The organism is Streptomyces sp. NPDC033174 (assembly GCF_055577795.1).
Genome location: NZ_JBVIPQ010000001.1, coordinates 1,126,108 through 1,150,258, shown reverse-complemented (window position 1 = coordinate 1,150,258; position 24,151 = coordinate 1,126,108). Strand labels below are relative to the sequence as shown.

Annotated in this window: 25 protein-coding genes; 14 read left to right on the top strand and 11 right to left on the bottom strand. The window is 70.9% G+C overall.

Annotated features, from left to right (window positions below; genetic code table 11):
• Nucleotides 1–88 precede the first annotated feature (88 nt).
• Both ACZ5VC_RS05190 and ACZ5VC_RS05185 read left to right on the top strand, forming a co-directional pair.
• Nucleotides 89–490 (top strand): hypothetical protein, encoded by a 402-nt coding sequence (locus ACZ5VC_RS05190; protein ID WP_469118945.1) that lies wholly within the window; start codon nt 89–91, stop codon nt 488–490.
• 95 nt (nt 491–585) lie between these two features.
• The gene (locus ACZ5VC_RS05185; protein WP_469118708.1) at nt 586–2,043 is read left to right on the top strand and encodes a S28 family serine protease; all 1,458 of its coding nucleotides are present in this window, start codon (nt 586–588) and stop codon (nt 2,041–2,043) included.
• A 109-nt stretch (nt 2,044–2,152) separates the two neighbouring features.
• On the opposite strand, the gene ACZ5VC_RS05180 is transcribed toward ACZ5VC_RS05185, so the two are convergent.
• The gene (locus ACZ5VC_RS05180) at nt 2,153–3,970 is read right to left on the bottom strand and encodes a glycoside hydrolase family 3 protein (RefSeq protein ID WP_469118707.1); all 1,818 of its coding nucleotides are present in this window, start codon (nt 3,968–3,970) and stop codon (nt 2,153–2,155) included.
• A gap of 169 nt (nt 3,971–4,139) precedes the next feature.
• On the bottom strand, nt 4,140–5,057 hold the full coding sequence (locus ACZ5VC_RS05175; RefSeq protein WP_469118706.1) for a LysR family transcriptional regulator: 918 nt from the start codon (nt 5,055–5,057) through the stop codon (nt 4,140–4,142).
• Between the two features lie 95 nt (nt 5,058–5,152).
• Between ACZ5VC_RS05175 and ACZ5VC_RS05170 the strand changes: the two genes are divergently transcribed.
• The 3 genes from ACZ5VC_RS05170 (at nt 5,153) to ACZ5VC_RS05160 (ending at nt 6,994) form a co-directional block, all read left to right on the top strand.
• Complete coding sequence (locus tag ACZ5VC_RS05170) at nt 5,153–6,169, top strand: EamA family transporter (RefSeq protein ID WP_469118705.1); 1,017 nt, start codon at nt 5,153–5,155, stop codon at nt 6,167–6,169.
• Nucleotides 6,076–6,585, top strand: a complete 510-nt coding sequence (locus tag ACZ5VC_RS05165) for an AAA family ATPase (RefSeq protein ID WP_469118944.1) — start codon at nt 6,076–6,078, stop codon at nt 6,583–6,585. The genes ACZ5VC_RS05170 and ACZ5VC_RS05165 overlap by 94 nt, the downstream gene beginning before the upstream one ends.
• A 112-nt stretch (nt 6,586–6,697) precedes the next feature.
• Entirely contained in the window at nt 6,698–6,994 is a 297-nt protein-coding gene (locus ACZ5VC_RS05160) for a hypothetical protein (protein WP_469118704.1), read from the top strand.
• Here ACZ5VC_RS05160 and ACZ5VC_RS05155 read toward each other — a convergent pair.
• Together ACZ5VC_RS05155 and ACZ5VC_RS05150 are read right to left on the bottom strand one after the other, a co-directional pair.
• Nucleotides 6,972–7,217, bottom strand: coding sequence for a HEAT repeat domain-containing protein (locus tag ACZ5VC_RS05155; protein WP_469118703.1), 246 nt, complete (start codon nt 7,215–7,217; stop codon nt 6,972–6,974). The genes ACZ5VC_RS05160 and ACZ5VC_RS05155 overlap by 23 nt on opposite strands.
• A 112-nt stretch (nt 7,218–7,329) precedes the next feature.
• Nucleotides 7,330–8,388, bottom strand: coding sequence for a LacI family DNA-binding transcriptional regulator (locus ACZ5VC_RS05150; RefSeq protein ID WP_469118702.1), 1,059 nt, complete (start codon nt 8,386–8,388; stop codon nt 7,330–7,332).
• 118 nt (nt 8,389–8,506) lie between these two features.
• On the opposite strand from ACZ5VC_RS05150, the gene ACZ5VC_RS05145 reads away from it, so the two are divergent.
• From ACZ5VC_RS05145 to ACZ5VC_RS05135, 3 genes are read left to right on the top strand one after another with little or no spacing between them, the layout of a single operon-like run.
• The gene (locus tag ACZ5VC_RS05145) at nt 8,507–9,658 is read left to right on the top strand and encodes a Gfo/Idh/MocA family protein (protein ID WP_469118701.1); all 1,152 of its coding nucleotides are present in this window, start codon (nt 8,507–8,509) and stop codon (nt 9,656–9,658) included.
• Nucleotides 9,655–10,794 carry a dihydrodipicolinate synthase family protein gene (locus ACZ5VC_RS05140; protein ID WP_469118700.1) on the top strand — a complete coding sequence of 380 codons (1,140 nt, stop codon included), beginning with the start codon at nt 9,655–9,657 and terminating at the stop codon, nt 10,792–10,794. The genes ACZ5VC_RS05145 and ACZ5VC_RS05140 overlap by 4 nt, the downstream gene beginning before the upstream one ends.
• Nucleotides 10,795–10,820: 26 nt before the next feature.
• Entirely contained in the window at nt 10,821–11,606 is a 786-nt protein-coding gene (locus ACZ5VC_RS05135) for a sugar phosphate isomerase/epimerase family protein (RefSeq protein WP_469118943.1), read from the top strand.
• Between the two features lie 248 nt (nt 11,607–11,854).
• Here ACZ5VC_RS05135 and ACZ5VC_RS05130 read toward each other — a convergent pair whose 3' ends face one another.
• From ACZ5VC_RS05130 to ACZ5VC_RS05120, 3 genes are all read right to left on the bottom strand, one after another.
• On the bottom strand, nt 11,855–12,061 hold the full coding sequence (locus ACZ5VC_RS05130; RefSeq protein WP_469118699.1) for a hypothetical protein: 207 nt from the start codon (nt 12,059–12,061) through the stop codon (nt 11,855–11,857).
• A 105-nt stretch (nt 12,062–12,166) separates the two neighbouring features.
• Nucleotides 12,167–12,391, bottom strand: a complete 225-nt coding sequence (locus tag ACZ5VC_RS05125; protein WP_469118698.1) for a DUF397 domain-containing protein — start codon at nt 12,389–12,391, stop codon at nt 12,167–12,169.
• Nucleotides 12,378–13,202: a helix-turn-helix domain-containing protein gene (locus ACZ5VC_RS05120; protein ID WP_469118697.1), complete on the bottom strand. Its 825-nt coding sequence runs from the start codon at nt 13,200–13,202 to the stop codon at nt 12,378–12,380. Before ACZ5VC_RS05120 ends, ACZ5VC_RS05125 begins: the two co-directional genes overlap by 14 nt.
• 133 nt (nt 13,203–13,335) lie before the next feature.
• On the opposite strand from ACZ5VC_RS05120, the gene ACZ5VC_RS05115 reads away from it, so the two are divergent.
• The 4 genes from ACZ5VC_RS05115 to ACZ5VC_RS05100 all read left to right on the top strand — a co-directional run bounded on the left by ACZ5VC_RS05115 (nt 13,336) and on the right by ACZ5VC_RS05100 (nt 17,769).
• A complete protein-coding gene (locus ACZ5VC_RS05115) occupies nt 13,336–13,638 on the top strand; it encodes a hypothetical protein (protein ID WP_469118696.1) in 303 nt (100 codons plus the stop codon).
• On the top strand, nt 13,635–13,952 hold the full coding sequence (locus tag ACZ5VC_RS05110; protein ID WP_469118695.1) for a hypothetical protein: 318 nt from the start codon (nt 13,635–13,637) through the stop codon (nt 13,950–13,952). The genes ACZ5VC_RS05115 and ACZ5VC_RS05110 overlap by 4 nt, the downstream gene beginning before the upstream one ends.
• 73 nt (nt 13,953–14,025) lie before the next feature.
• Nucleotides 14,026–16,263 carry an SF1B family DNA helicase RecD2 gene (gene recD2 / locus ACZ5VC_RS05105; protein WP_469118694.1) on the top strand — a complete coding sequence of 746 codons (2,238 nt, stop codon included), beginning with the start codon at nt 14,026–14,028 and terminating at the stop codon, nt 16,261–16,263.
• A gap of 216 nt (nt 16,264–16,479) precedes the next feature.
• Complete coding sequence (locus ACZ5VC_RS05100; protein WP_468710635.1) at nt 16,480–17,769, top strand: citrate synthase; 1,290 nt, start codon at nt 16,480–16,482, stop codon at nt 17,767–17,769.
• 406 nt (nt 17,770–18,175) lie between these two features.
• Here the strand turns inward: ACZ5VC_RS05100 and ACZ5VC_RS05095 are convergent, their stop codons facing one another.
• Nucleotides 18,176–20,398 (bottom strand): heavy metal translocating P-type ATPase, encoded by a 2,223-nt coding sequence (locus tag ACZ5VC_RS05095; protein WP_469118693.1) that lies wholly within the window; start codon nt 20,396–20,398, stop codon nt 18,176–18,178.
• 75 nt (nt 20,399–20,473) lie between these two features.
• Nucleotides 20,474–20,809 (bottom strand): heavy-metal-associated domain-containing protein, encoded by a 336-nt coding sequence (locus ACZ5VC_RS05090; RefSeq protein WP_469118692.1) that lies wholly within the window; start codon nt 20,807–20,809, stop codon nt 20,474–20,476.
• 167 nt (nt 20,810–20,976) lie between these two features.
• Here ACZ5VC_RS05090 and ACZ5VC_RS05085 point away from each other — a divergent pair, with 167 nt between their 5' ends.
• Nucleotides 20,977–22,026, top strand: coding sequence for a zinc-dependent alcohol dehydrogenase family protein (locus tag ACZ5VC_RS05085; protein ID WP_469118691.1), 1,050 nt, complete (start codon nt 20,977–20,979; stop codon nt 22,024–22,026).
• 9 nt (nt 22,027–22,035) lie between these two features.
• Here the strand turns inward: ACZ5VC_RS05085 and ACZ5VC_RS05080 are convergent, their stop codons facing one another.
• Nucleotides 22,036–22,233: a helix-turn-helix transcriptional regulator gene (locus ACZ5VC_RS05080; protein WP_469118690.1), complete on the bottom strand. Its 198-nt coding sequence runs from the start codon at nt 22,231–22,233 to the stop codon at nt 22,036–22,038.
• Nucleotides 22,234–22,537: 304 nt separating this feature from the next.
• Between ACZ5VC_RS05080 and ACZ5VC_RS05075 the strand changes: the two genes are divergently transcribed.
• Entirely contained in the window at nt 22,538–23,119 is a 582-nt protein-coding gene (locus ACZ5VC_RS05075) for a TetR/AcrR family transcriptional regulator (RefSeq protein ID WP_469118689.1), read from the top strand.
• A gap of 30 nt (nt 23,120–23,149) precedes the next feature.
• Here the strand turns inward: ACZ5VC_RS05075 and ACZ5VC_RS05070 are convergent, their stop codons facing one another.
• Entirely contained in the window at nt 23,150–24,058 is a 909-nt protein-coding gene (locus tag ACZ5VC_RS05070; protein WP_469118942.1) for a sugar phosphate isomerase/epimerase family protein, read from the bottom strand.
• Nucleotides 24,059–24,151 lie beyond the last annotated feature (93 nt).

Here is a 24,151-nt window from a genome sequence, read left to right as displayed (position 1 = left end):
GGGCGGGGGAGCGCGCAACCGTACGCGCTCCTGCTGCGTCGTACGCATGTACGTACTTCAGACGAGCCGGGGGGCGCGTGTGTTCAGGATGGCGACCGGGGCCGGGGCCAGGACCCGCCGACTGCTGACGCACCTGCTGGCCGTGGTGATCGCGGCGGCGGCCCTCACGCTCGCCGGACCGGGCGTCTCGGGGGCCGGGGCTGCCTCGCTGTGCAACGGCCGGCCGACCAAGACCGTCCAGTTCGCCACCGGCGAGCTGCGTCTCTACAAGAGCAGGCAGTACGTCTGCGCGCTGACGCTCGCCAAGTCCCCCGGCGCGCGGCGTGACATGTCCGTCTCGCTCCAGCCGCGAGGCGGCCGCGCCGTCGTCGACAGCGGCCGGTTCACCCGGCAGGCGGGTCCCGTCACCGTCCACGCGCTCAACCGCTGTGTACGGGCCACGGGCACGGTCGCCGGCCGGAGCGCGTCCACCGGCTGGGTGCTGTGCTGACGGTCCGTCCGGCCGACTGGTCCAACTGGGTCTGGCGACGGGCGCGTTCATCCCGCTAGGTTCACGGCGAACGTCGTGACCACAGGGGAGGATGAATGCGCAAGACGCTGAGGTGGCTGCTGTCACTCGTGGTGCTCATCGGCACCGTGAGTGCGGCCGGTGCGGCCACCGCCGCAGAACCGGCCACCGGCACAGCCACCGGCACGGCCACACCGACGGCCGAGGCCACGGACATCAAGGACCGCATCCTGGCGATTCCCGGGATGACCCTGATCGAGGAGAAGCCCTACACCGGCTACCGCTTCTTCGTCCTCAACTACACCCAGCCGGTGGACCACCGGGACCCGCGAAAGGGCACCTTCCAGCAGCGCATCACCCTGCTGCACAAGGACACCAGCCGCCCGACCGTCTTCTTCACCTCCGGCTACCACGTCAGCACCACTCCGCGCCGCAGTGAGCCGACGGCCATCATCGACGGCAACCAGGTCTCCATGGAGTATCGGTTCTTCACCCCGTCCCGGCCCCAGCCGGCCGACTGGTCGCAGCTGAACATCTGGCAGGCCGCCACCGACCAGCACCGCATCCACACCGCGCTGAAGCAGATCTACACCAAGAACTGGATCGCCACCGGCGCGTCCAAGGGCGGCATGACCGCCACCTACTTCGAGCGCTTCTACCCCCGCGACATGGACGGCGTCGTCGCCTATGTGGCGCCCAACGACGTGGTGAACAAGGAGGACTCGGCCTACGACCGGTTCTTCGAGAAGGTCGGCACCAAGGAGTGCCGCGACAAGCTGAACGCCGTGCAGCGCGAGGCGCTCGTCCGCCGGGAGCCGCTGGAGGCCAAGTACACCCAGTACGCGGCCGAGAACGGCTACACCTTCGCCACCGTCGGCAGCCTGGACAAGGCGTACGAAGCCGTCGTCCTCGACTACGTCTGGGCCTTCTGGCAGTACAGCCTGCTCGCCGACTGCGCGTCGGTCCCGGACGCGGCCACCGCGTCCGACCAGCAGATCTGGGACAGCGTCGACGCGATCTCCGGCTTCTCCTTCTACACCGACCAGGGCCTCGAGCCCTACACGCCGTACTACTACCAGGCCGGCACCGAGCTGGGCTCGCCCACCATCACGCTGCCGCACCTGGCCGGTCTGAGCCGGTACGGGTACCAGCCGCCGCGGAACTTCGTGCCGGCCGCCATCCCCATGAAGGCCAAGCCGCAGGTCATGCGGGACGTCGACAGCTGGGTCCGGCACCACGCCACCCACATGCTCTTCGTGTACGGCGCCAACGACCCGTGGGGAGCCGAGCGGTTCCGTCTCGGCAAGGGCGCCCGTGACAGCTATGTCTACGCCGCCCCCGGCGCCAACCACGGCGCCAACGTGGCGGGTCTGGTCGAGGCCGAGCGCACCAAGGCCACGGCCCGGATCCTCCAGTGGGCGGGTGTCGCTCCGGCGGCCGTCCAGGCCGACCCGGCGAAGGCGAAGCCGCTGGCGCCGTTCGACAAGCGCCTGGACAAGAAGAGCGTGGAGCGCGCGCAGACCCTGCGCCCGTAAGCGGGAAAGGCCGCGGGACCGCTGACGCGGGAGGGGCTGTGCGCGCCGCTCGGAACGGGCGCGCACACCCCCTCGCCGGTTATCTGAACAGAATTCCTGACTCAGAACGCTAGTACCTCAGGCCGTAGCCGACCGGGTACAGCTCCTTGGCCGGGTCGTCCGCGCGCTGTATGGCGACCGGCAGCCGGCCGCGGGGATCCGCGCGGCCCGCGATGACGCGGGCGGCCGCGCGCAGTTCGACATCCGTCCAGGAGTAGCTCGCCACGGTCGCCCGCTGCCCGGTGAGCTGGGCGATGTCGTACGGATTGCGGATCGCGACCGTGACGACCGGCACGCCGGTGGCTGCCAGCCGTGTCACCAGGGTGCGCTGGGTACTGACCGCGCTGACGTTGTACGTGCCGACGACGATCACGTCCTTGCCGGCCGCCGCTGCCAACGCCTCGTCGATCTTCGCGGGGGCAGGGACCGACCCGGTGGCCAACGCCGTCGCGGTGAAGCCCAGTTCGGCGAAGGCCTTGGCGAGTGTGGCGGTGGGTGGACCGGTGGTGCCGGTCGGCGAGGCGGGATCCGCTCCGACGACGAGCAGGTTCGGCCGGGTGCGCGGGTCGAGCGGCAGCAGCCCGCCCTCGTTGCGCAGCACGGTGGTCGTCGCCTCGGCGATGTCGTCGGCCGCCGCCAGGTGCGCGCGGGTTCCGACGGTCCGGTCCACGTCCCGGTCGGAGACGTAGGGGTCGTGGAAGAGACCCAGCCCGGCCTTCAGCCGAAGAATGCGCAGGATCGATTCGTCGAGGCGCTCCTCGGTGAGCTCGCCGTCCTTGACGGCCTCCAGCACGGCCTTCCAGGCGACGTCCAGTTTCGGCGGGTTGAGGAGCTGGTCGGCACCGGCCTTCAGGGCGAGCACCGGAACGCGGTCGTCGCCGTACTTGGTGCGGACGCCCTCCATACCGAGCGAGTCCGTCACCACCACACCGTCGTAGCCCAGCTGTTCACGCAGGATGCCGGTGAGGATGGGGCGGGAGAGCGTCGCCGGGTCCCCGCTCGGGTCGAGCGCCGGGACCACGATGTGCGCGGTCATGATCGAGTCGACTCCGGAGGCGATCGCGCTCCGGAACGGCGGCGCGTCCAGCTCCGCCCACTGCTCGCGCGTGTGGGTGATGGTCGGCAGCCCGTAGTGGCTGTCGGTCGCGGTGTCGCCGTGGCCGGGAAAGTGCTTGCAGGTCGCCGCGACCCCGGCGCCCTGGTACCCCCTCACCTGGGCGGCGACGAGGCCGGCGACAGCCTGCGGGTCGGCGCCGAAGGACCGTACGCCGATGACCGGGTTGGCGGGGTTGACGTTGACGTCGGCGACGGGCGCGTAGTTCTGCCGGATGCCCATCGCGGCGAGCTCGGCGCCGGCGATCCGGGCCGCACGGCGCGCGTCCGTGCGCGAACCCCCCGCCCCGAGCGCCATCGCGCCGGGCAGCAGCGTCGCGGGCTTGCCGACGCGGGTGACGATGCCGTGCTCCTGGTCGGTGGAGATCAGCAGGGGGAGCGGCGTGGGCTGGGCGAGACCGGCCCGCTGGATTCCGTTGGAGAGGGCGGCGATCTGGTGCGGGTCGCGGGTGTTGTGGGCCCAGGAGAAGTAGATGATGCCGCCGACGTGGTACGTGGCGATGAGCTCGGCGGCCGTACGGACCCCGATCTCCTTGAGGTTGGCGTCGATGTCGGCCTGGTCGGGGGCGGTGGCGGAGTGGCCGTACACCCGCATGACGAAGAGCTGGCCGACCTTCTCCTCCAGGCTCATCCGGGAGATGAGCCGGCGGAGGCGGTGCAGGTCGGGGGGTGCGGCCGAGGCGGTCGCGGGGGTGAGGACTCCGGTTGCCGCGGCGGCGGCCACGGCGGCGGTGGCGGTGAGCAGGGCGCGTCTGGAGGTGGGGCGATCGTGCACTGGTGCTCCTTCCGGCCGTACGGGGACGGGGGTGGTGAAGGAAACTTCCAAGGTGTCACGGATAGTCGGAAACTAACTGCCAGGTCAAGGGATCGCACAAGAAAGACCACTCGATGAGCGGCGGGGAAGGCCGAGTGGTCGCGGCGAGGATGCGGCGCGGCGGGCCGGGCTAACGGCTCTCGGCTCCGGCCACCGAAGGCCAGAGCTCCTGCAGCGTCCGTACGGTCTCCGTGATCGCGGGCCGGCGGGCCGCGCCCGCACGCCACAGCGCCGACAGTCGCCGCCTGGGCACCGGGTCCAGCCGCACGGCCGCCACCTCGGCAGGCAGCGTTCCGCGTCCCAGCCGGGGCACGAGCGCCACGCCGAGCCCGGCGGCGACGAGCGCGACCTGGGTGTGGTTCTCCTCGGCCTGGTGGACGATGCGGGGCTCACAGCCCGCCGCCCGGAGCGTGCGCATCAGCCAGTCGTGGCAGACCGTCCCGGGCGGCTGCGAGATCCACCGCTCCTCCGCCAGCTCCTCGCGGCGTACGGACACGGCGGAGGCCAGCGGATGCCCCGCCGGTACCAGCACATCGCACAGGTCGTCGCCGATGACGGCCTGCTCGACACCGGGCGGCGCGGGCATCGGCGCGATGTCCCAGTCGTGCGCCACGGCCAGATCGATCGCGCCGCGGGCGACGAGTTCGATGGACAGATGCGGATCGACCTCGGAGAGGCGGGCGTCGAGGGAGGGATGCCGGCGGGCCAGCTCGGCGAGGGCACGGGGCATCAGGCCGCGGGCGGCGCTGGCGAAACAGCCGATGGCCAGGCGCCCGGCGGGCAGCCCGCGGCGCTCTTCGAGCCGCACCTCCGCCTCCTCCACGATCGACATCAACTGCTGGGCGGTACTGGCGAGTTGATGGGCCTCGTCGGTCAGGCGGACGCCACGCCCCTGGCGTTCGAGCAGGACCGTGCGGGTCTCGCGCTCCAGCTTGGCGATCTGCTGGGAGACGGCGGAGGGGGTGTAGCCGAGGGCGGCCGCCGCGGCGCCGACGGAACCGTGGACGGAGACGGCGTGCAGTGCGCGGAGCCGTCCGAGATCGAGCATGTCCGCCCCTCTCCCTCATTCATTAGTGCCGCTTCATCCAACCATGAAGACATTGGCGCTGGTGCTACATGGTGTGGCGCGGCGATGCTCGAGCCATGCGTCCCGTCCACATCGCCCTCGCCACCCTGGTCGCCGCCGTCTGGGGCATCAACTTCGTCGTCATCGAGATCGGCCTCGACCACTTCCCGCCGCTGCTCTTCTCCGCACTGCGCTTCCTCGCCGCCGCGCTGCCCGCCGTCTTCCTCGTGGGCCGCCCGAAGGTGGCCTGGAAGTGGATCGTCGGGGTCGGGCTGGTGCTCGGCGTGGCCAAGTTCGGCCTGCTGTTCACAGGCATGGACCGGGGTGCACCGGCCGGCCTGTCCTCGCTGATCCTCCAGGTCCAGGCAGTCTTCACGACCCTCTTCGCCTTCCTCGCCCTCGGCGAACGACCGAGCGGCATACGGGTGTTGGGAATGGCGATCGCCCTCGCGGGCATCGGGGTCGCGGCCGTCGACGAGGGCGCCACCGGGCCGCTGCTCGGCTTCGCCCTCTGCGTCGCCGCGGCGGCCTGCTGGGGCGTCTCCAACGTCCTCACCCGCAAGGCCGCCCCGCCGGACATGCTCAACTTCATGGTCTGGGTGAGCGTCGTGCCCGTACTCCCGCTGCTCGCCCTGTCGTTGCTGACGGAAGGCCCGTCGCGGGACCTCGACGCCCTGAGGTCGCTGGACTGGACGGGTGCGGGCGTCATCCTCTACGTCGCCTGGATCACCACCCTCTTCGGCTTCGGGGCGTGGGGTTTCCTGCTCCGGCAGTACCCCGCCTCGTCGGTGGCCCCGTTCTCGCTCCTGGTCCCGGTCGCGGGCATGACCTCGGCGGCCCTGGTCCTGGACGAGGCGATCAGCCCCCTGAGGTGGTGCGCCGCGGCGCTGTTGGTGGCCGGGGTGGCCCTGACGTCGCTGCCGGTCCGCGCTATCGTCCCGGCATGGATCTTGTCCCCATCGATCGTGAACCGGCCCCCGGAGTCGTCCTCCTCAGCGGCATCCCCGGCAGCGGCAAGTCGACCGTCGCCGCCGCGTTCGCGGCCCGCTTCGCGCACTCCGCGCACCTCGAAGTCGACCGCCTCCAGGAGCTGATCGTCCGGGGCGGGCGGTGGCCGGACCCCGCCGGGGACCAGGAGGCGGACCGGCAGATCTTCCTCCGCGCCCGCAACGCCTGCCTCCTGGCGGGCAGTTTCGCCGCCGCCGGCTTTCTCCCTGTCATCGACGACGTGGTCGCACGCCGGTCCCACCTGGACTTCTACCGCGCCACGCTCCCCGTCGGCAGCGGACCGGTGCACCTCGTCATCCTCGCGCCGGGCCCCAAGACGGCCTGGGAGCGCAACCTCGCGCGGGACAAGCGCCTTTCGACGGACTGGTCGGCGCTGGACGAGGCGATGCAGGAGGAACTGCTCGGGGAGGGGGTCTGGGTGAACAACGCCGAACTGTCGGTGGAGGAAACCGTGGACGCGGTCCTGTCGGCGACGGGCCTGGACGGGGCGGCGACAGTCTGATCGGCGCGCCCGGGGGCGCCTGGACGGGCGCCCCGGGGGAGCTCGCAACCCGCGATCAAGGTCCGGCGTCCTCCAGGGCGCCGGGCCTTGATCGTGGATACAGGGGGACATCGTGGAAGCTCCAGCAACTCAGACGGAACAGCGCCGGACTCCGGGCAGCGCCGACACCTGGCCGGCGGTGCTCCTGCTTCCGGCCCTCCTGCTGCTGAGGTACCTCGGCGAGCACGCCTGGGCCTACTGGACCGCGGCGGTCATCGGCGTCCTGGGGGTGATCGGCGCCGCCGTCGAGATCACCGGGGCCGTCGGGCACCTGGTGAACGGACGCCGGCCGTGGGCCGCGGCCTGGGTCCTGTTCGCGCTGGCGTCAGCGGTGCTGGTCCTGGTGCTCAGGCTGGCCGAGCAGTGGTGACGCTCCAGGCCGTACAGGCCCGTACGTCGGCGTCCGCATCGCTCATGGCCTTCTGCAGGACGGCCCGAGCGTCCTCGTGCTCGGGGCGGAGCAGGGTCGGTACGGCTGCCTTGCGGACGTCGGCGTTGGTGTCGCCGAGTGCCTTGGCGAGGGTGGGTACGGCCACGTCGGCGCGGTGGCGGCGCCGGCGCAGGCCTCCCACAGGCAGACGATGGGCTGCCACCGGGAGGAGTGGGCCGCGCGGCCGTCCGGCGGGTGCTCTCGGTGTCGCTCACCGCGCACCCACGGCGAGGGCCACGGCGTCGGCCGGCTCGGAGCACTTGGGCGAGAGCCCCTCACCCCCGCGGCCGGGCCGTCGACCCCCTCGCCATCAGCTCCGCCGGGACCGTCGCGATGCCGCCCGGCGGTGGTGACTCCGTGCCCATCGCGAGCCGGCCCGCCCGCGCCCCCGCCTCGTACAGCGGCAGCCGTACGGTCGTGAGCGCGGGGACCGCGTCCACCGAGAACGGCAGGTCGTCGAAGCCCGCCACCGAGATGTCCTCGGGGACGCGCAGGCCCTGGTCGCGCAGGGCCGCGCAGGCGCCGAGGGCGACCGTGTCGTTGGCGGCCACGATCGCCGTCAGGTCCGGGGCGCGGCGCAGGAGTTCGAGGGTGGCGTCGTAGCCGGAGCGGCGGTCGTACGGCCCGTGCACGGTCACCCGCTCCTGGCCCTCCGCCAGCCCCGCCGCCGCCATCGCCTCGCGGTGGCCCTCCAGGCGGTGCCGCGTCGTCGTGCGCTCGGCCGGGCCCGCGACATAGCCGATCCGACGGTGGCCGAGCGCGAGCAGATGCTCGGTGAGCCGCCGCCCGCCGCCCCGGTTGTCGAAGGCCAGCGCCGCCACGACGGCGTCACAGCCGGGCAGCGGCGGCCGGCCGCACAGCACCACCCGGGTCCCCGCGTCCGCGAGCTTCGCCAGCTTGGCGGCCGTCGCGGCGATGTGGTCCGGGTCCTCCAGCGCTCCGCCGGTCAGGACCACGGCCGCCGCGCGCTGCCGCTGGAGCAGCGTGAGATAGGTGAGCTCGCGCTCCGGGGAGCCGCCGGTGTTGCAGACGACGGCCAGCTTCTCGCCGCCCGCGCGGCCGAGCGCGCTCTCGCCGATGGCGCTCTGGGCGGCCCCGGCCATGATCCCGAAGAAGGGGTCGGCGATGTCGTTCACCAGGATGCCGACGAGATCGGAGGTGGCCGCGGCGAGCGAGCTCGCGGGGCCGTTCAGGACGTAGTCCAGCTCGTCGACCGCGCGCAGCACCCGCTCCCGGGTGGCCGCGGCTACCGGGTAATTGCCGTTCAGCACCCGGGAGACGGTGGCCGGGGAGACCCGCGCGCGTGCGGCCACATCGGCCAGCGTGACGGTCATCGCGTTCCTCCGAGGAGAGTCGGGCGAGCCCCTTGTCCGGGGCGCTGTCGGCAGGCTAGCGTCCTGCCCCGTAGAAAGCGCTTGCTATCCGGTAACGAGGCAGCACGGAGGGACTCTCGTGACACGCAGGACAGTCCGGATCGCCATGAACGGCGTCACGGGACGGATGGGATACCGGCAGCACCTGGTGCGCTCGATCCTGGCGCTGCGCGAGCAGGGGGGCCTGGACCTCGGGGACGGGGACGTCCTGTGGCCCGAGCCCGTCCTCGTCGGCCGCCGTGAGCACGCGCTGCGCGAACTCGCCGAGCGCCACGGCCTCGCCGAGTGGTCGACCGACCTCGATGCCGTACTCGCGGACGAAACCGTCGAGGTGTACTTCGACGCGCAGGTCACCTCCGCCCGTGTCGACGCGATCACGAAGGCCGTCGCCGCCGGCAAGCACATCTACACCGAGAAGCCCACCGCCACGGACGTGACCGGCGCCCTTGAGCTCGCCCGGCTCGCCCGCGCCGCCGGGGTCAAGCACGGCGTCGTCCAGGACAAGATCTTCCTGCCGGGTCTGCGGAAGCTGAAGCGCCTCGTCGACGGCGGGTTCTTCGGCGAGATCCTGTCCGTGCGCGGCGAGTTCGGCTACTGGGTCTTCGAGGGCGACTGGCAGGAGGCCCAGCGCCCCTCCTGGAACTACCGCGCCGAGGACGGCGGCGGCATCACCGTCGACATGTTCCCGCACTGGGAGTACGTACTGCACGAGCTGTTCGGCCGCGTGACCAGTGTGAACGCGCACATCACCACCCACGTCCCCCAGCGCTGGGACGAGCGCGGCAAGCCGTACGCGGCGACCGCCGACGACTCCGCGTACGGCATCTTCCAGCTCGAGGGCGGAGCCGTCGCACAGATCAACTCCTCCTGGGCGGTGCGCGTCCACCGCGACGAACTCGTCGAGTTCCAGGTCGACGGCACCTACGGCTCCGCCGTCGCGGGCCTGCGCGACTGCCGCGTACAGCACCGGTCCGCGACCCCCAAGCCGGTCTGGAACCCGGACCTGCCCGTCACGCACTCCTTCCGCGACCAGTGGCAGGAAGTGCCGGACAACGCCGAGTTCGACAACGGCTTCAAGGTCCAGTGGGAACTGTTCCTGCGCCACATCGCCCTGGACGAGCCGTACCACTGGGACCTGCTGGCCGGCGCCCGCGGAGTCCAGCTCGCCGAGCTCGGCATCAAGTCGTCGGCCGAGGGCCGCCGTTACGACGTGCCGGAGCTCACGCTGTGACCGTCCGCCTGCCGTACGGCACGTACGAGCCCCGGACCGAGCCGCTGATCCTCCCGCCGGGCGGCCCCCTCGTCTCCCGTACGGTCTTCTCCGCCGCCCATGTCGTCGCCGACCCGTACGCGGACACCCACCCGGACTCCCCGGCCGCCGTCGACTGGGACGCCACCCTCGCCTTCCGCCGCCATCTGTGGGCCCATGGCCTCGGTGTCGCCGAGGCCATGGACACCGCGCAGCGCGGGATGGGCCTCGACTGGGCGGGCGCGGCGGAGTTGATCCGCCGCTCGGCGGCCGAGGCGAAGGCGGTCGGCGGCCGTATCGCCTGCGGCGTCGGAACCGACCAGCTCACCGTCCCCGCGGACCTGCCGGCCGTGACCCGGGCCTACGAGGAGCAGCTGGCGCTCGTCGAGGAGGCCGGCGCGCAGACCGTCCTCATGGCCTCCCGGGCGCTCGCCGCCGCCGCACGCGGTCCCGAGGACTTCGCGCAGGTGTACGGCCATCTGCTGCGGCAGGCGTCGGAGCCGGTGATCCTGCACTGGCTCGGCCCGATGTTCGACCCGGCCCTCGAGGGGTACTGGGGCTCCGCCGACCTGGACGCCGCGACCGAGACCTTCCTGAAGATCATCGCCGCGCATCCGGACAAGGTCGACGGGGTCAAGGTCTCCCTGCTGGACGCGGGACGCGAGAGCGGGTTGCGACGCCGCCTCCCCGAGGGTGTGCGCTGCTACACCGGCGACGACTTCCACTACCCCGAGCTGATCGCGGGCGACGAACGCGGCTTCAGCCACGCCCTTCTCGGAATCTTCGACCCGCTCGCCCCGCTGGCCGCGCGGGCCGTGCGCGTCCTCGACACCGGGGACGTACGGGGCTTTCGCGAACTCCTCGACCCGACCGTCCCGTTGTCACGTCATCTCTTCGCGCCGCCGACCCGCTTCTACAAGACGGGTGTCGTGCTGCTGGCCTGGCTGGCCGGACACCAGGACCACTTCACGATGGTCGGCGGCCTCCAGTCCGCGCGCTCGCTGCCGCACTTGGCGCGGGCGTACGAACTCGCCGACGGGCTCGGTCTGTTCCCCGATCCCGAGCTCGCGCAGGCGCGGATGAAGTCCCTGCTCACTGTGTACGGAGTGGACCAGTGACCCTGTCCCGTCTCAGCATCAACCAGATGACCGTGAAGAGGCTCCCGCTGCCGGAGCTCGTCGCCGCGTGCGTACGACTGGGCATCCCGGGGGTGGGGCTGTGGCGCGATCCCGTGCGCGCGTACGGGATCGAGGCGACGGCCCGGCTCGTGCGGGACGCGGGCCTGACCGTCACCACCCTCTGCCGGGGCGGTTTCTTCACCACGGCCACCGACCTGGACGACAACCGGGCCGCGATCGACGAGGCGGCGGCCCTCGGCACGGACACCCTGGTCCTCGTCTCGGGCGGGCTCCCGCCGGGTTCCAAGGACCTGGCCGGGGCGCGCGCCACGATCGCCGAGGCAATCGGCGCCCTCGCGCCGTACGCGGCCGAGCGGGGGGTGCGGCTCGCCATCGAGCCGCTGCACCCGATGTACGCGGCGGACCGGTGCGCGATCTCCACCCTCGACCAGGCGCTCGCCATCGCCGAGCGCTTCCCCGCCGAACAGGTCGGGGTGGTCGTGGACACGTACCACGTCTGGTGGGACGAGCGGGCCCCGGCGGCGGTCGCGCGCGCGGGCGCGTGCGGCCGTATCCACTCTTTCCAACTCGCCGACTGGATCACGCCCTTGCCGGCGGGAGTCCTGAACGGCCGGGGACAGCTGTGGGACGGAGTGATCGACCTGGGGGAGTGGCGGCGCCTGGTCGACGCGGCGGGGTACGAGGGCCCGATCGAGGTGGAGCTCTTCAACGAGGAGCTGTGGAGGAGGGAGGGGGTGGAGGTCCTGGAGGAGACGGTCGCGCGGTACCTCGCCGTGACCGCCGAAAAATAACTGAGCGCATCCGTACAACCCTTTGTGGGTGACGGCGGTCGTATCTGGCATCAAGGCCTCCGGGGAGGGATCCGGGGGGATCGGCGAGGCCTTGGTTGGGTGGGGAAGGTGTGGGGCCCGGTCCGCGGACCGGGCCCCTCTGTGCAGCTGCCAGGAACTCGATGCCGGCGGTGTGGACACCGTCACCGGTTTCCGCTCCTGTGATTCGGCGCGTCCTGGTACGGAGCCGTTCTCGAGGTGGAACCGCATCAGCCCCGGCGCGCTCGACTCCCCGCTCGGCCCCACGTCATAGTCTGCGGCTCGACCGTCCTGGAATGGGCATGGACGTAGGCGCCCCGGCTGTCGTCGGAATATCCGCAGACGTGGACGACGCAGGCGAACGGCCCCTCGACGTCGACGACTTCACGGAGGGCAGGATGCTCCTCCAGGGCGGTGACCAGTGCGGTCTTGCTCATGCCCGGTGCGCGTCCTGTCGTGGGCCTGTCCGGCCTGCTCGACCGGGCCTGAGTTTCTCGTCATGGCCCATGCCGCGCGGTCCGGGCCCGTGACGGGCGTACGCGTCAGGCGCCGATGCGGCCGTCCCTGACCGCGGTGACGAACGACGACCAGCCCTCCGCCGAGAAGATCAGCGCCGGGCCGTGGACGGCCTTGCTGTCCCGTACGGGCACGCCGGCGTGGCCACGCGCGACCTCAAGGCACTCACCCTGGCTGCCGCCGCTGTAGCTGGACTTGAACCACCCGGTGAGGCCGGACGAGTCGGAGACGGTGTGCTCATTGCTGACCATGTTCGTGTTCCTCTGCTGCCGCCCTGACGAGGGCCAGTGACTCCTGCTGCGACATGGCGTCGCTCAGCGCAAGAGCGTAGGCCGTCTGGCTGGCGCTCACCAGGGCCGGATCGTCCATTAAGTGCCCGGTGAGAAAGCCTTCGACGTAGGCCACCGGGGGCGAGTCCTCAAAGCTCATGAGGGTGAGCAGGCTCTCCAGGAGCGCGTGCGCCCCGGCCCCGAACGGCAGTACATGCATCCGCAGCCGCCCGGCCTCGGCCATGTCAGCGATCTTGCGCAGCTGTTCTGCCATGACCTGAGGTCCGCCGACCCGGCGCCGGAGCACGCCTTCGTCAAGCAGCGTCCACAGAACCGGGCTCAACGGCCCGTCGAGGATCCGGGAACGCTTTGTTCGAATGACAACGGCTTCGTCAAGTTCCTCCTGTGTGTGATTCGGCCGGTAGGCGCGGAACAGGGCGCGCGCGTAGCCGTCCGTCTGGAGCAGGCCGGGCACCAGGGAGAGCGCGAACTGCTGGATCACCTTCGACTGTTGCTCCAGCTCGGCCACGGCCGCGAAGTAGTGGTTCCACTTCGATTCCAGGTCCTCCAGCCAGCGGGCGAAGAACCCGTCCGTCCCGAGCGCCCGGTCGATCCGCTGTGCGTCATCGTGGTTCGGCAGCCGCCTCCCCGCCTCGAAGTGGCTGATCAGCGTCGGCGAGCAGACGACCTGATCCCCCAGGGCCTCCTGGGTCAGCCCCGCCGCCGTCCGGCGAAGTCTCAGCTCTTCCCCGTACTTCTCTCGCTGCGTTCGCGGCTTACGGCTCTTCTCCATGCATCCAACTCCCCAACCTGACGGGCGTGCTGTCAAGCCTCTGACTCTGGAAAGCGTGACAGTTCCGGCCGCATGCTGTGAGTGACTCGGCACAGAACGTGACGGTCGCAGCACTTGAGGAAAGCAGGTTGACATGAGGGACTTCTTCGCCAGGCTCTCCGCCCGGCTGAGGCGATGCCTCGCCCCCGGCGGGCGGCGACACACGGGCCCGCCCGGGTACGCCGTGTTCACGTATCCGTATTCCTGCGAGTACGTCGGAGGCCCGACCGTCTACAGCACCGGCGATCGCCCGCCGCGCGGTGAGGACAGTCCGCTGGTCCGTCCGTACCTCCTGGCGCACGAGCGGCGGTTGGCGCGGCGGCGTACGTTGCGAGTCGTCGCGCGGGGGGCCGGTCTTCGGCACCTGCTGCCCCACGGAGTCGAGGTCGCCGCGTGAGCGACGACTGGTACGAGCGGCGCGCGGTACGGCTGCTGCCCTGGACGGGCGCGGAGGGTAAACCCTGTTTCGTGGAGGGAGACGGCACCGGTTATGTGTCGCGGCTCGCGGACGACATCGAGAGCGTCCAACTCGGTATGGCCGGCGACCTTCTCGGCCACGCCACCGACCTTCTGGCGGACCACCGGGTGACCAGTGGCGAACTGCGCTACCTCACCAGTCGGCTCAGTGAGTCCTTGCGGGACGTCAAACGGGTCGCGGAGAGCCGGGGCGCTCGGCTGGCCCGACCGGATTCCGGCCGCCCCGACTCGTAACGCAGGTCTGGGGCTGCGGCAAAGTTGTCCACAGGCCGCACGCGCTGTCCGAGCCCGGCGCTACCTTCGGATCATGTCCAGTCCCAGTCAGGCAGTGGTCGAAGGTGTTCTTGAGCGGATCACCTACGCCAATGAGGAGAGCGGTTACACGGTCGCCCGTGTCGACACCGGTCGCGGCCCCGGGGACCTCCTCACGGTGGTCGGCTCGCTGCTCGGCGCGCAACCGGGCGAGTCGCTGCGCATGGAGGGCCGCTGGGGCTCCCATCCGCAGTACGGCAAGCAGTTCACCGTCGAGAACTACACGACCGTCCTCCCGGCCACCATCCAGGGCATCCGCCGCTATCTCGGCTCCGGTCTGATCAAGGGCATCGGCCCGAGGATCGCCGAGCGGATCGTGGACCACTTCGGCACCGACACCCTCGACATCATCGAGCGGCAGCCCGAGAAGCTCGTCGAAGTCCCGGGCCTCGGCCCCAAGCGCACCCGGCTCATCGGCGCCGCCTGGGAGGAGCAGAAGGCGATCAAGGAAGTCATGATCTTCCTTCAGGGGGTCGGAGTCTCGACCTCCATCGCCGTGCGGATCTACAAGAAGTACGGCGACGCCTCGATCTCCGTCGTGAAGAACCAGCCCTACCGGCTGGCGGCGGACGTCTGGGGCATCGGCTTCCTCACGGCCGACCGTATCGCCCAGGCCGTCGGCATTCCGCACGACAGCCCGGAGCGGGTCAAGGCCGGCCTGCAGTACGCCCTGTCCCAGTCCACCGACCAGGGGCACTGCTTCCTGCCCGAGGAGCAGCTGATCACTGACGCGGTCAAGCTGCTCCAGGTCGACACCGGGCTGGTCATCGAGTGCCTCGCCGAGCTGGCGGCACCCGGCGAGGACGGCGAGCCGGGTGTCGTACGGGAGCGGGTGCCGGGCGTCGACGGGCAGCCGGTCACGGCGGTCTACCTGATCCCCTTCCACCGCGCCGAACTGTCCCTGGCCGCCCAGCTCCAGCGCCTGCTGCGCGCGGGCCAGGACCGGATGCCGGCCTTCCGGGACGTGGCCTGGGACAAGGCGCTCGCCTGGCTCGCGACGCGAACGGGCGCCGAACTGGCGCCCGAACAGGAGCAGGCCGTCCGGCTGGCACTCACCGAGAAGGTCGCCGTGCTCACCGGCGGGCCCGGCTGCGGCAAGTCCTTCACCGTCCGCTCGATCGTGGAGCTGGCCCGCGCCAAGAAGGCCAAGGTGGTCCTGGCCGCGCCGACGGGCAGGGCGGCCAAGCGCCTGGCCGAGCTCACCGGCGCGGAGGCGTCCACCGTCCACCGGCTGCTGGAGCTCAAGCCGGGCGGCGACGCCGCGTACGACCGGGACCGGCCGCTGGACGCCGATCTGGTGGTGGTCGACGAGGCCTCCATGCTGGACCTCCTGCTCGCCAACAAGCTGGTGAAGGCCGTCGCGCCCGGCGCCCATCTGCTGCTCGTCGGCGATGTGGACCAGCTGCCCTCGGTGGGCGCCGGAGAGGTGCTCAGCGACCTGCTGGCCCCGGACAGCCCCGTCCCCGCCGTCCGGCTCACCCGCATCTTCCGCCAGGCCCAGCAGTCCGGCGTGGTCACCAACGCGCACCGGATCAATTCCGGCGTGCCGCCTATCACCACGGGCCTGCCGGACTTCTTCCTCTTCAGCGAGGAAGAGACCGAGGACGCCGGCCGGGTTGCCGTCGATGTGGCCGCACGGCGGATTCCCGCCAAATTCGGTCTCGACCCGCGCCGCGACGTGCAGGTTCTCGCCCCCATGCACCGGGGACCGGCGGGGGCGGGCACGCTGAACGGACTGCTCCAGCAGGCCATCACCCCCTCGCGCCCGGACCTGCCCGAGAAGAGATTCGGTGGAAGGGTCTTCCGGGTGGGGGACAAGGTCACCCAGATTCGCAACAATTACGACAAGGGAGAGAACGGGGTCTTCAACGGCACGGTCGGCGTGGTCACCGGGCTCAGCCTGGACGACCAGCGCCTGACGGTGCTGACGGACGAGGACGAGGAGGTGGGGTACGACTTCGACGAACTCGACGAGCTGGCCCACGCGTACGCCGTGACGATCCACCGTTCCCAGGGCAGCGAGTACCCCGCCGTGGTGATCCCCGTCACCACCGGAGCCTGGATGATGCTGCAGCGGAACCTGCTCTACACGGCCGTCACGCGGGCCAGGAAGCTGGTCGTCCTCGTCGGTTCCCGCAAGGCGATCGGGCAGGCCGTCCGCACTGTTTCCGCAGGCAGACGCTTTACCGCGCTGGATCACCGACTGTCCGGAAGGCTGTCCGCCCAGTCCTGATCCATGGGATCGATCTTCAGGACACCCGGACGTGGGAAACCCCACCCCCGACTACCGGAACCGGGGCGAAGGGGGCAGGATGAGCAGGTTGGCGGCACTGAGTGCCGCCGATTGGCCCAATGGTCGACCCCGAGTGCACTCTCCTGAGCCAAATGGGGGATGGTAGAGACAGTCAGGGCACCTCGAAGAAGAGGCACTACGTCGGTGAGGGATGACGTGAGCGACAACTCTGTAGTACTGCGGTACGCGGACGGTGAATACACCTACCCGGTGGTTGACAGCACCGTCGGTGACAAGGGCTTCGACATCGGGAAGCTCCGAGCCCAGACGGGTCTGGTCACCCTGGACAGCGGATACGGCAACACCGCCGCCTATAAATCCGCGATCACCTACCTCGACGGTGAGCAGGGCATTCTGCGGTACCGCGGCTACCCCATCGAGCAGCTGGCGGAGCGCTCGACGTTCCTCGAGGTCGCCTACCTGCTGATCAACGGTGAGCTTCCCAAGGTCGACGAGCTCTCGACCTTCAAGAACGAGATCACCCAGCACACGCTGCTGCACGAGGACGTCAAGCGGTTCTTCGACGGCTTCCCGCGCGACGCCCATCCCATGGCCATGCTGTCGTCCGTGGTCAGCGCGCTGTCCACGTTCTACCAGGACAGCCACAACCCGTTCGACGAGAAGCAGCGCCACCTCTCCACGATCCGGCTGCTCGCCAAGCTGCCGACGATCGCGGCGTACGCGTACAAGAAGTCGATCGGCCACCCCTTCGTCTACCCGCGCAACGACCTCGGGTACGTCGAGAACTTCCTGCGCATGACCTTCTCGGTCCCCGCCCAGGAGTACGAGCTCGACCCGGTCGTGGTCTCCGCGCTCGACAAGCTGCTGATCCTGCACGCGGACCACGAGCAGAACTGTTCCACGTCAACCGTGCGTCTGGTCGGTTCCTCGCAGGCGAACATGTTCGCCTCGATCTCCGCCGGCATCTCGGCCCTGTGGGGTCCCCTGCACGGTGGCGCCAACCAGTCGGTCCTGGAGATGCTCGAGGGCATCCAGGCCAACGGCGGCGATGTCGACTCCTTCATCCGCAAGGTGAAGAACAAGGAGGACGGCGTCCGTCTGATGGGCTTCGGCCACCGGGTCTACAAGAGCTTCGACCCGCGCGCCAAGATCATCAAGGCCGCCGCGCACGATGTCCTGTCCGCGCTCGGCAAGTCCGACGAGCTGCTCGACATCGCGCTGAAGCTCGAGGAGCACGCGCTCTCCGACGACTACTTCGTCTCGCGCAACCTCTACCCGAACGTCGACTTCTACACGGGTCTGATCTACCGGGCGATGGGCTTCCCCACCGAGATGTTCACCGTGCTCTTCGCGCTCGGCCGCCTTCCCGGCTGGATCGCCCAGTGGCACGAGATGATCAAGGAGCCCGGCTCCCGCATCGGCCGTCCGCGCCAGATCTACACCGGCGAGGTCCTCCGCGACTTCGTCCCGGTCGAGGGTCGCTGACCCCACTGCCCGGGCCCGCCGCCGGGCCCGTGCCGAAACGAAGAAAAGCGCCCCGCCGCCGATCCCCCCACGGGTCGACGAGCGGGGCGCTTCCCATATCCCCGGTGCGGATTCCCCCCACGGGATCCGGGCCGGGCGTCTGCCGTCCTGGTCGGTCAGCAGAAGCTTTCGCAGGTCTGCGCGGTCTGCCGGGGTACGTACGTACGGGAGGGCCGCTCAAAGCTCCCCGGTGCACGTGCCCCGGCCAACGCTTGCCTGGGACGTCCCCCAAGACATCCCATGAACGTCCCCCAAGACGTTCCTTGGCATCGCCCACTTAGACTCGCGAACAGCCCGAATGGTTACCCCCAAATATCTGTGATCTAGGTCTCTTTGTGAAGGTCCTGTGCGTCACGTGAACGTGAATTCACGTAAACGCCCGGAGTCGCAGGCTGTTGGTCACGACAAAAACGGACGAAAAGGCCATGGCCAGGCCGGCGATCATCGGGTTCAGCAGACCGGCCGCCGCGAGCGGCAGCGCGGCGACGTTGTAGCCGAAGGCCCAGCAGAGGTTGCCCCTGATCGTGGCCAGGGTGCGCCGTGACAGCCGGATCGCGTCCGCGGCCACCCGCAGGTCTCCCCGTACGAGGGTGAGGTCGGCGGCCTCGATCGCCGCGTCGGTGCCCGTGCCCACCGCGAGGCCCAGGTCGGCCGTGGCCAGGGCGGCCGCGTCATTGACGCCGTCGCCGACCATGGCGACGGTGCGCCCCTCGCCCTGGAGCCTGCGGACCACGTCCGCCTTGTCCTCCGGCAGGACCTCCGCGTACACCTCGTCGATGGCCACCTCGGCGGCGACGGCCACGGCCACGGCCCGCTGGTCGCCGGTCAGCAGCACCGGCGTCAGGCCGAGTGCGCGCAGCAGCCGGACGGCCTCCGCGCTGGTCTCCTTGACGGCGTCGGCGACGGTGAGGACCCCGCGTGCCGCGCCGTCCCAGGCGACATGGACGGCGGTGCTCCCGCCCAGGTCGTCGGGGGTGGGGGGCACGGTGATTCCGGCGTCCGCGAGCAGGGCGGCGCGGCCGGCCAGCACCTCGCGGCCCTCGACCGTGCCGCGTACGCCGAGACCCGGGACGCTCTCGAAGCCGTCGACGGGCGGCAGGTCGCCGCGTTCGAGCGCGCCCGCCGTGACGGCCCGGGCCACCGGGTGCTCGGAGGCGTGTTCCAGGGCGCCCGCGAGCCGCACCAGCTCGGACTCGTCCACGCCCTCGTAGGCGTACACCTTCCGGAGCGTCATCCGGCCGGTGGTGACCGTGCCCGTCTTGTCGAGGACGACGGTGTCGACGCGGCGCGTCGACTCCAGGACCTCGGGGCCCTTGATCAGGATGCCGAGCTGGGCTCCCCGGCCGGTGCCCACCATCAGCGCGGTCGGCGTGGCGAGCCCCAGGGCGCAGGGGCAGGCGATGATCAGGACGGCGACGGCGGCGGTGAAGGACGCCGTCGCGTCGCCCGTGGCCGCCAGCCAGAGCGCCAGCGTGCCGAGCGCGAGCAGCAGGACGACGGGGACGAAGACGGCGGAGACCCGGTCGGCGAGCCGCTGCACCCGCGCCTTGCCGTTCTGGGCGTCCTCGACGAGCCGTGCCATCCGGGCGAGCCGGGTGTCGGCGCCGACGCGGGTGGCCTCGACGACCAGCCGTCCCGAGGTGTTCACGCACCCTCCGGTGACCGGGTCGCCGGCGGTGACCTCCACCGGTACGGACTCGCCGGTGAGCATGGACGCGTCGACGGCGGACGCGCCCTCGGTGACGGTGCCGTCGGTGGCGATCTTCTCTCCGGGGCGTACGACGAAGAACTCCCCGGCCCGCAGGGCGTCCACCGGGACGCGCACCTCACGGCCCGCCCGCAGGACGGCGACGTCCTTGGCGCCCAGATCCATCAGCGCGCGCAGCGCCGAGCCCGCCCTCCGCTTGGCGCGGGCCTCCAGGAAGCGGCCGAGCAGGATGAAAGTGATCACTCCGGCCGCGACTTCGAGATAGGTCGTGGACGCGGCGTCGGTGCGGGAGACGGAGAAGTCGAAGCCGTGGCGCATCCCGGGCGTCCCCGCTTCACCGAGGAACAGGGCCCACAGCGACCAGCCGAAGGCGGCGAGGGTGCCCACAGAGACGAGCGTGTCCATGGTGGCGGCGCCATGCCGCAGATTGGTCCAGGTCGCCCGGTGGAAGGGCAGTCCGCCCCAGACCACGACGGGCGTGGCGAGCACGAGCGAGAGCCACTGCCAGCCGTCGAACTGAAGGGCCGGGACCATCGCCGTCGCCACGACCGGCGCGGCGAGGGCGGAGGAGACGATCAGCCGCCGGCGCAACGCGTCCGCCTCGTCGCCGGTGGCACCTGCGGGGTTCTCGTCCTCGTCGGCGGGCTCCGGCGGCGGGGGTTCCTCGGCGGTGTAGCCGGCCTTGACCACCGTCGCGATCAGATCGGCGACCTCGATGCCCTCCGGGTACGAGACCTTCGCCTTCTCCGTCGCGTAGTTGACCGTGGCGGTGACGCCGTCCATGCGGTTGAGCTTCTTCTCGACGCGTGCCGCGCACGAGGCGCAGGTCATCCCGCCGATGGTGAGCTCGGTCGTGGTGGTGGATGTCGCGGGGGATGTCATGTGGGGTTCCAAAGGGGAGCGGGGCCCTACCGTTGGCAACGTTACGACCCCGCTCGTGATGCCCGGTGCGCGGCCTCAGGCGAGACCGATGAGCTCGTAGCCCGCCTCGTCCACGGCGGCGCGCACGGCGGCCTCGTCCGGCGTGGCCTCGGAGACGACGGTGACCTGACCGGTGGAGGCCACGGCCTTCACCGAGGAGACGCCGGCGATCTCGGCGATCTCGCTCGACACGGCACCCTCGCAGTGCCCGCAGGTCATCCCCTTGACCTGGTAGACCGTGGTGACACCGGCGGCCTGGGCGTCGGCCGCGCCGTCGTGGCAGGAGCCGGTCGACGAGCAGCAGGAGCCGGTGGCCTGGGGCAGCTCGGTCTTCGTCTCGGCGGTCGTCATGGCGCTCTCCTCATCGGGCATTGCTGATCCGGTAGGGACCCCACTTTATACCCCTAGGGGGTATTGAGGTCAACCTGCGCCGCGCCGCCCCCACGGTGGAGCGCCAGGGTGTGAACGTGTGATCGGACATTCCCCCAGGAGTGGTGCATCCCCTAGATTCAGGTGCAGTCGAGCGAAGGGCCGGGCCGATGAGGGCTGTGGTGTTCGAGGAGTACGGACAGGACGCGCGCGTACGGGACGTGCCCGACCCCGCCCCGTCGCCCCACGGTGTCGTCGTCCGCGTCGAGGCCACCGGTCTGTGCCGCAGCGACTGGCACGGCTGGATGGGCCACGACCCCGACATCAGCCTGCCGCACGTGCCCGGACACGAACTCGCGGGCGTGGTCGAGGCGGTGGGCGCCGATGTGGCCAACTGGCGGGCCGGCGACCGGGTCACCGTGCCCTTCATATGCGCCTGCGGCAGCTGTCCCTCCTGCGCCGCCGGGGACCAGCAGGTGTGCGAGCGCCAGACCCAGCCCGGGTTCACCCACTGGGGGTCCTTCGCCGAGTACGTGGCCCTGGAGCACGCCGACATCAATCTGGTCGCGGTGCCCGACGAGCTGATGTACACGACGGCCGCCGGCCTCGGCTGCCGGTTCGCCACCGCCTTCCGCGCGGTCGTCGCACAGGGCCGGGTCGCGCCCGGCGACTGGGTCGCGGTCCACGGCTGCGGCGGCGTCGGCCTCTCGGCCGTGATGATCGCGGCCGCCTGCGGGGCGCGGGTCGTCGCCGTCGACGTCGCCCCGCGCGCCCTGGAGCTGGCCCGCACCTTCGGTGCGGACCAGTGCATCGACGCCTCCGCCCTGCCCGATGGCGACACGGCCGCGGCCATCCGCGAACTGACCGGCGGCGGTGTCCATGTGTCCCTCGACGCGCTCGGCTCACCGGCCACCTGCGCCGCCTCGGTGGCGAGCCTGCGCCGGCGCGGCCGCCACGTCCAGGTCGGGCTGCTGCCCACGGCCGCCGGTGACCCGGTGGTCCCGATGGCCCGGGTGATCGGCCTGGAACTGGAGATCCTCGGCAGCCACGGCATGGCCGCGCGCGCCTACGGGCCGATGATGGAACTGGTCCGCTCGGGCGCCCTGCGCCCCGATCTGCTGGTCACCCAGCAGATCCCGCTGGCGGCGGCCCCCGCCGCGCTCGCCGAGATGGGGTCGGCGCCGGGAGCGGGCGTGACGGTGATCCGTCCGCAGAGCTGAGCGGCGGGGTCATTCCCGGCGGCCCCGGTTCCCCGGGCGATTGGCCACCCAGGTGCGGATCGTCTCCACGTACCAGTAGGGCTTTCCCGCTTCCACATGGTCGGGGGGCGGCAGCAGTCCGTGCTTCCGGTAGGAGCGGACCGTGTCGGGCTGAACCCGGATGTGCGCCGCAATGTCCTTGTACGACCAGAGCCTTCTGTCCGGCATGTGTGACACCTCCCTGCGCGCGTCGCAGCGGCGGCCGGAGTGCCGTTCGGGGGAGCTGTGACGCGGACGCTGGTGATCGTTGGCGATCCCCTGAGCCTGTGCCCACCTGAACGGCAACTGGTGACCGAGGGAGAGGGGTTGTGGACCGGCTGTGACGGAACACCCGCGTAACGGTCATATGCGTGACAGCAAAGGGACCGATGTGACGAAAGGGGGGGCACCGGACCGAAGCGGCTCATGCTCGGGCGGTCGTGGACGGAGCCGTAACCTAGGGGGTCTGTTTTCGCTCTGCCGGAGGTGGCGCATGGCCCGCATCGGACTCACGGCGGCGAGGGTGACCGAAGCCGCCGCCGACCTCGCGGACGACATCGGCTTCGACAGGGTCACCGTGTCCGCGCTGGCCCGCGGCTTCGGCGTGAAGGACGCGAGCCTCTACTCCCACGTCAGGAACCTCGCCGACCTCCGCACCCGGGTCGCCCTTCTCGCCACCGGCGAACTGGCCGACCGGATCTCCGCCGCGGTGGCCGGCCGGGCGGGGAAGGAGGCCATGATCGCCTTCGCCCACGCCTACCGCGACTACGCCCTGGAGCACCCCGGCCGGTACGCGGCGACCCAGATCCCGTTGGACCCGGCCGTCGTCGCGGACTCCCCGGCGTGCCGGCGCAGCATCGAACTCACCTATGGAATGCTCCGCGGCTACGACCTCGCCGAGCCCGATCTCACCGACGCCGGACGGCTGTTGCGCTCCACCTTCCATGGCTATGTCCATCTGGAGGCAGGAGGCGGCTTCGGGCACCCGAGGGACGTACGGGCCTCCTGGGAGCGGGCCCTGGAGGCACTGCACATCACCCTCGCGCAGTGGCCGCGCTCGACCGCCGACGCCTGACGCGCCGCAGGGTTCTGTCGCCCCGTCCGCCTACGCCCCGCAGGAGCGCAGGAAGCGGCGGGTGCGGGCCGCGATCGGGAACGGCTTGTCCGGCGGGCACGGGTACATGTCCTGTTCGACGATCGCGAACAGGTCGGCGTCCAGCGCCCCCGCAGCCGCCAGGACCGGCTCCAGCGCGGGCACGCCGGCCGGCGGCTCGCACATCACCCCCTGCGCCACGGCCGGTCCGAACGGTGTTCCCCGCGCGACGACGTCGGCCAGGACCTCCGGGTCGACCTGCTTGAGGTGGAGGTAGCCGATGCGCTCCCCGTACGTCTCGATCAGCCTGACGCTGTCGCCGCCGCAGTACGCGTAGTGCCCGGTGTCCAGACAGAGCGAGACCAGGTCCGGGTCGGTGGCGTCCAGGAAACGGGTGACGTTCTCCTCGCTGTCGATGTGCGTGTCCGCATGGGGATGGACGACGATCCGCAGCCCGAACCGCTCCCGCACCTCGCGGCCGAGCCGCTCGGTCAGGCTGGTGAGATCACGCCACTGCGCGGGCGTGAGGGTGGGCTCCTCCAGGACCTCGCCGGTCTTGTCGTCGCGCCAGAAGGACGGGATGACGACCAGATGGCCCGCGCCCACGGCCTGGGCCAGGGCCGCGTTGTCGGCGACGTGCGCCCAGGTCTTCTCCCAGACGTCCGGCCCGTGGTGCAGCCCGGTGAAGACCGTGCCCGCCGACACCTTCAGGCCGCGTCGCGCGGTCTCCTCGGTGAGCCGGGGCGGATCGGTGGGCAGATAGCCGTACGGACCGAGCTCGATCCACTCGTATCCGGCACGGGCCACTTCGTCGAGGAAGCGGTCCCAGGGGACCTGGCGGGGATCGTCGGGGAACCACACGCCCCACGAGTCGGGGGCGGAGCCGATCCGGATGCGGGACAAGGGGGACGGCGAGGTCATGGGCGTCAGCTTTCCGGCCGTCGTCAAGAGGTGTCAAGGTATTCGTCCGAATGTAAGGACAAAATGTTGACAGGGTCGCGCGGGGGCTACTAG

Excerpts from the sequence above, each read along its gene's own strand:
- ACZ5VC_RS05190 (WP_469118945.1), top strand. The coding sequence starts at position 89 with ATGGCGACCGGGGCCGGGGCCAGGACCCGCCGACTGCTGACGCACCTG.
- ACZ5VC_RS05185 (WP_469118708.1), top strand. The coding sequence starts at position 586 with ATGCGCAAGACGCTGAGGTGGCTGCTGTCACTCGTGGTGCTCATCGGC.
- ACZ5VC_RS05175 (WP_469118706.1), bottom strand. The coding sequence starts at position 5,057 with ATGCTCGATCTCGGACGGCTCCGCGCACTGCACGCCGTCTCCGTCCAC.
- ACZ5VC_RS05170 (WP_469118705.1), top strand. The coding sequence starts at position 5,153 with ATGCGTCCCGTCCACATCGCCCTCGCCACCCTGGTCGCCGCCGTCTGG.
- ACZ5VC_RS05150 (WP_469118702.1), bottom strand. The coding sequence starts at position 8,388 with ATGACCGTCACGCTGGCCGATGTGGCCGCACGCGCGCGGGTCTCCCCG.
- ACZ5VC_RS05135 (WP_469118943.1), top strand. The coding sequence starts at position 10,821 with ATGACCGTGAAGAGGCTCCCGCTGCCGGAGCTCGTCGCCGCGTGCGTA.
- ACZ5VC_RS05130 (WP_469118699.1), bottom strand. The coding sequence starts at position 12,061 with ATGAGCAAGACCGCACTGGTCACCGCCCTGGAGGAGCATCCTGCCCTC.
- ACZ5VC_RS05125 (WP_469118698.1), bottom strand. The coding sequence starts at position 12,391 with ATGGTCAGCAATGAGCACACCGTCTCCGACTCGTCCGGCCTCACCGGG.
- ACZ5VC_RS05120 (WP_469118697.1), bottom strand. The coding sequence starts at position 13,202 with ATGGAGAAGAGCCGTAAGCCGCGAACGCAGCGAGAGAAGTACGGGGAA.
- ACZ5VC_RS05115 (WP_469118696.1), top strand. The coding sequence starts at position 13,336 with ATGAGGGACTTCTTCGCCAGGCTCTCCGCCCGGCTGAGGCGATGCCTC.
- recD2 (WP_469118694.1), top strand. The coding sequence starts at position 14,026 with ATGTCCAGTCCCAGTCAGGCAGTGGTCGAAGGTGTTCTTGAGCGGATC.
- ACZ5VC_RS05095 (WP_469118693.1), bottom strand. The coding sequence starts at position 20,398 with ATGACATCCCCCGCGACATCCACCACCACGACCGAGCTCACCATCGGC.
- ACZ5VC_RS05090 (WP_469118692.1), bottom strand. The coding sequence starts at position 20,809 with ATGCCCGATGAGGAGAGCGCCATGACGACCGCCGAGACGAAGACCGAG.
- ACZ5VC_RS05085 (WP_469118691.1), top strand. The coding sequence starts at position 20,977 with ATGAGGGCTGTGGTGTTCGAGGAGTACGGACAGGACGCGCGCGTACGG.
- ACZ5VC_RS05080 (WP_469118690.1), bottom strand. The coding sequence starts at position 22,233 with ATGCCGGACAGAAGGCTCTGGTCGTACAAGGACATTGCGGCGCACATC.
- ACZ5VC_RS05075 (WP_469118689.1), top strand. The coding sequence starts at position 22,538 with ATGGCCCGCATCGGACTCACGGCGGCGAGGGTGACCGAAGCCGCCGCC.
- ACZ5VC_RS05070 (WP_469118942.1), bottom strand. The coding sequence starts at position 24,058 with ATGACCTCGCCGTCCCCCTTGTCCCGCATCCGGATCGGCTCCGCCCCC.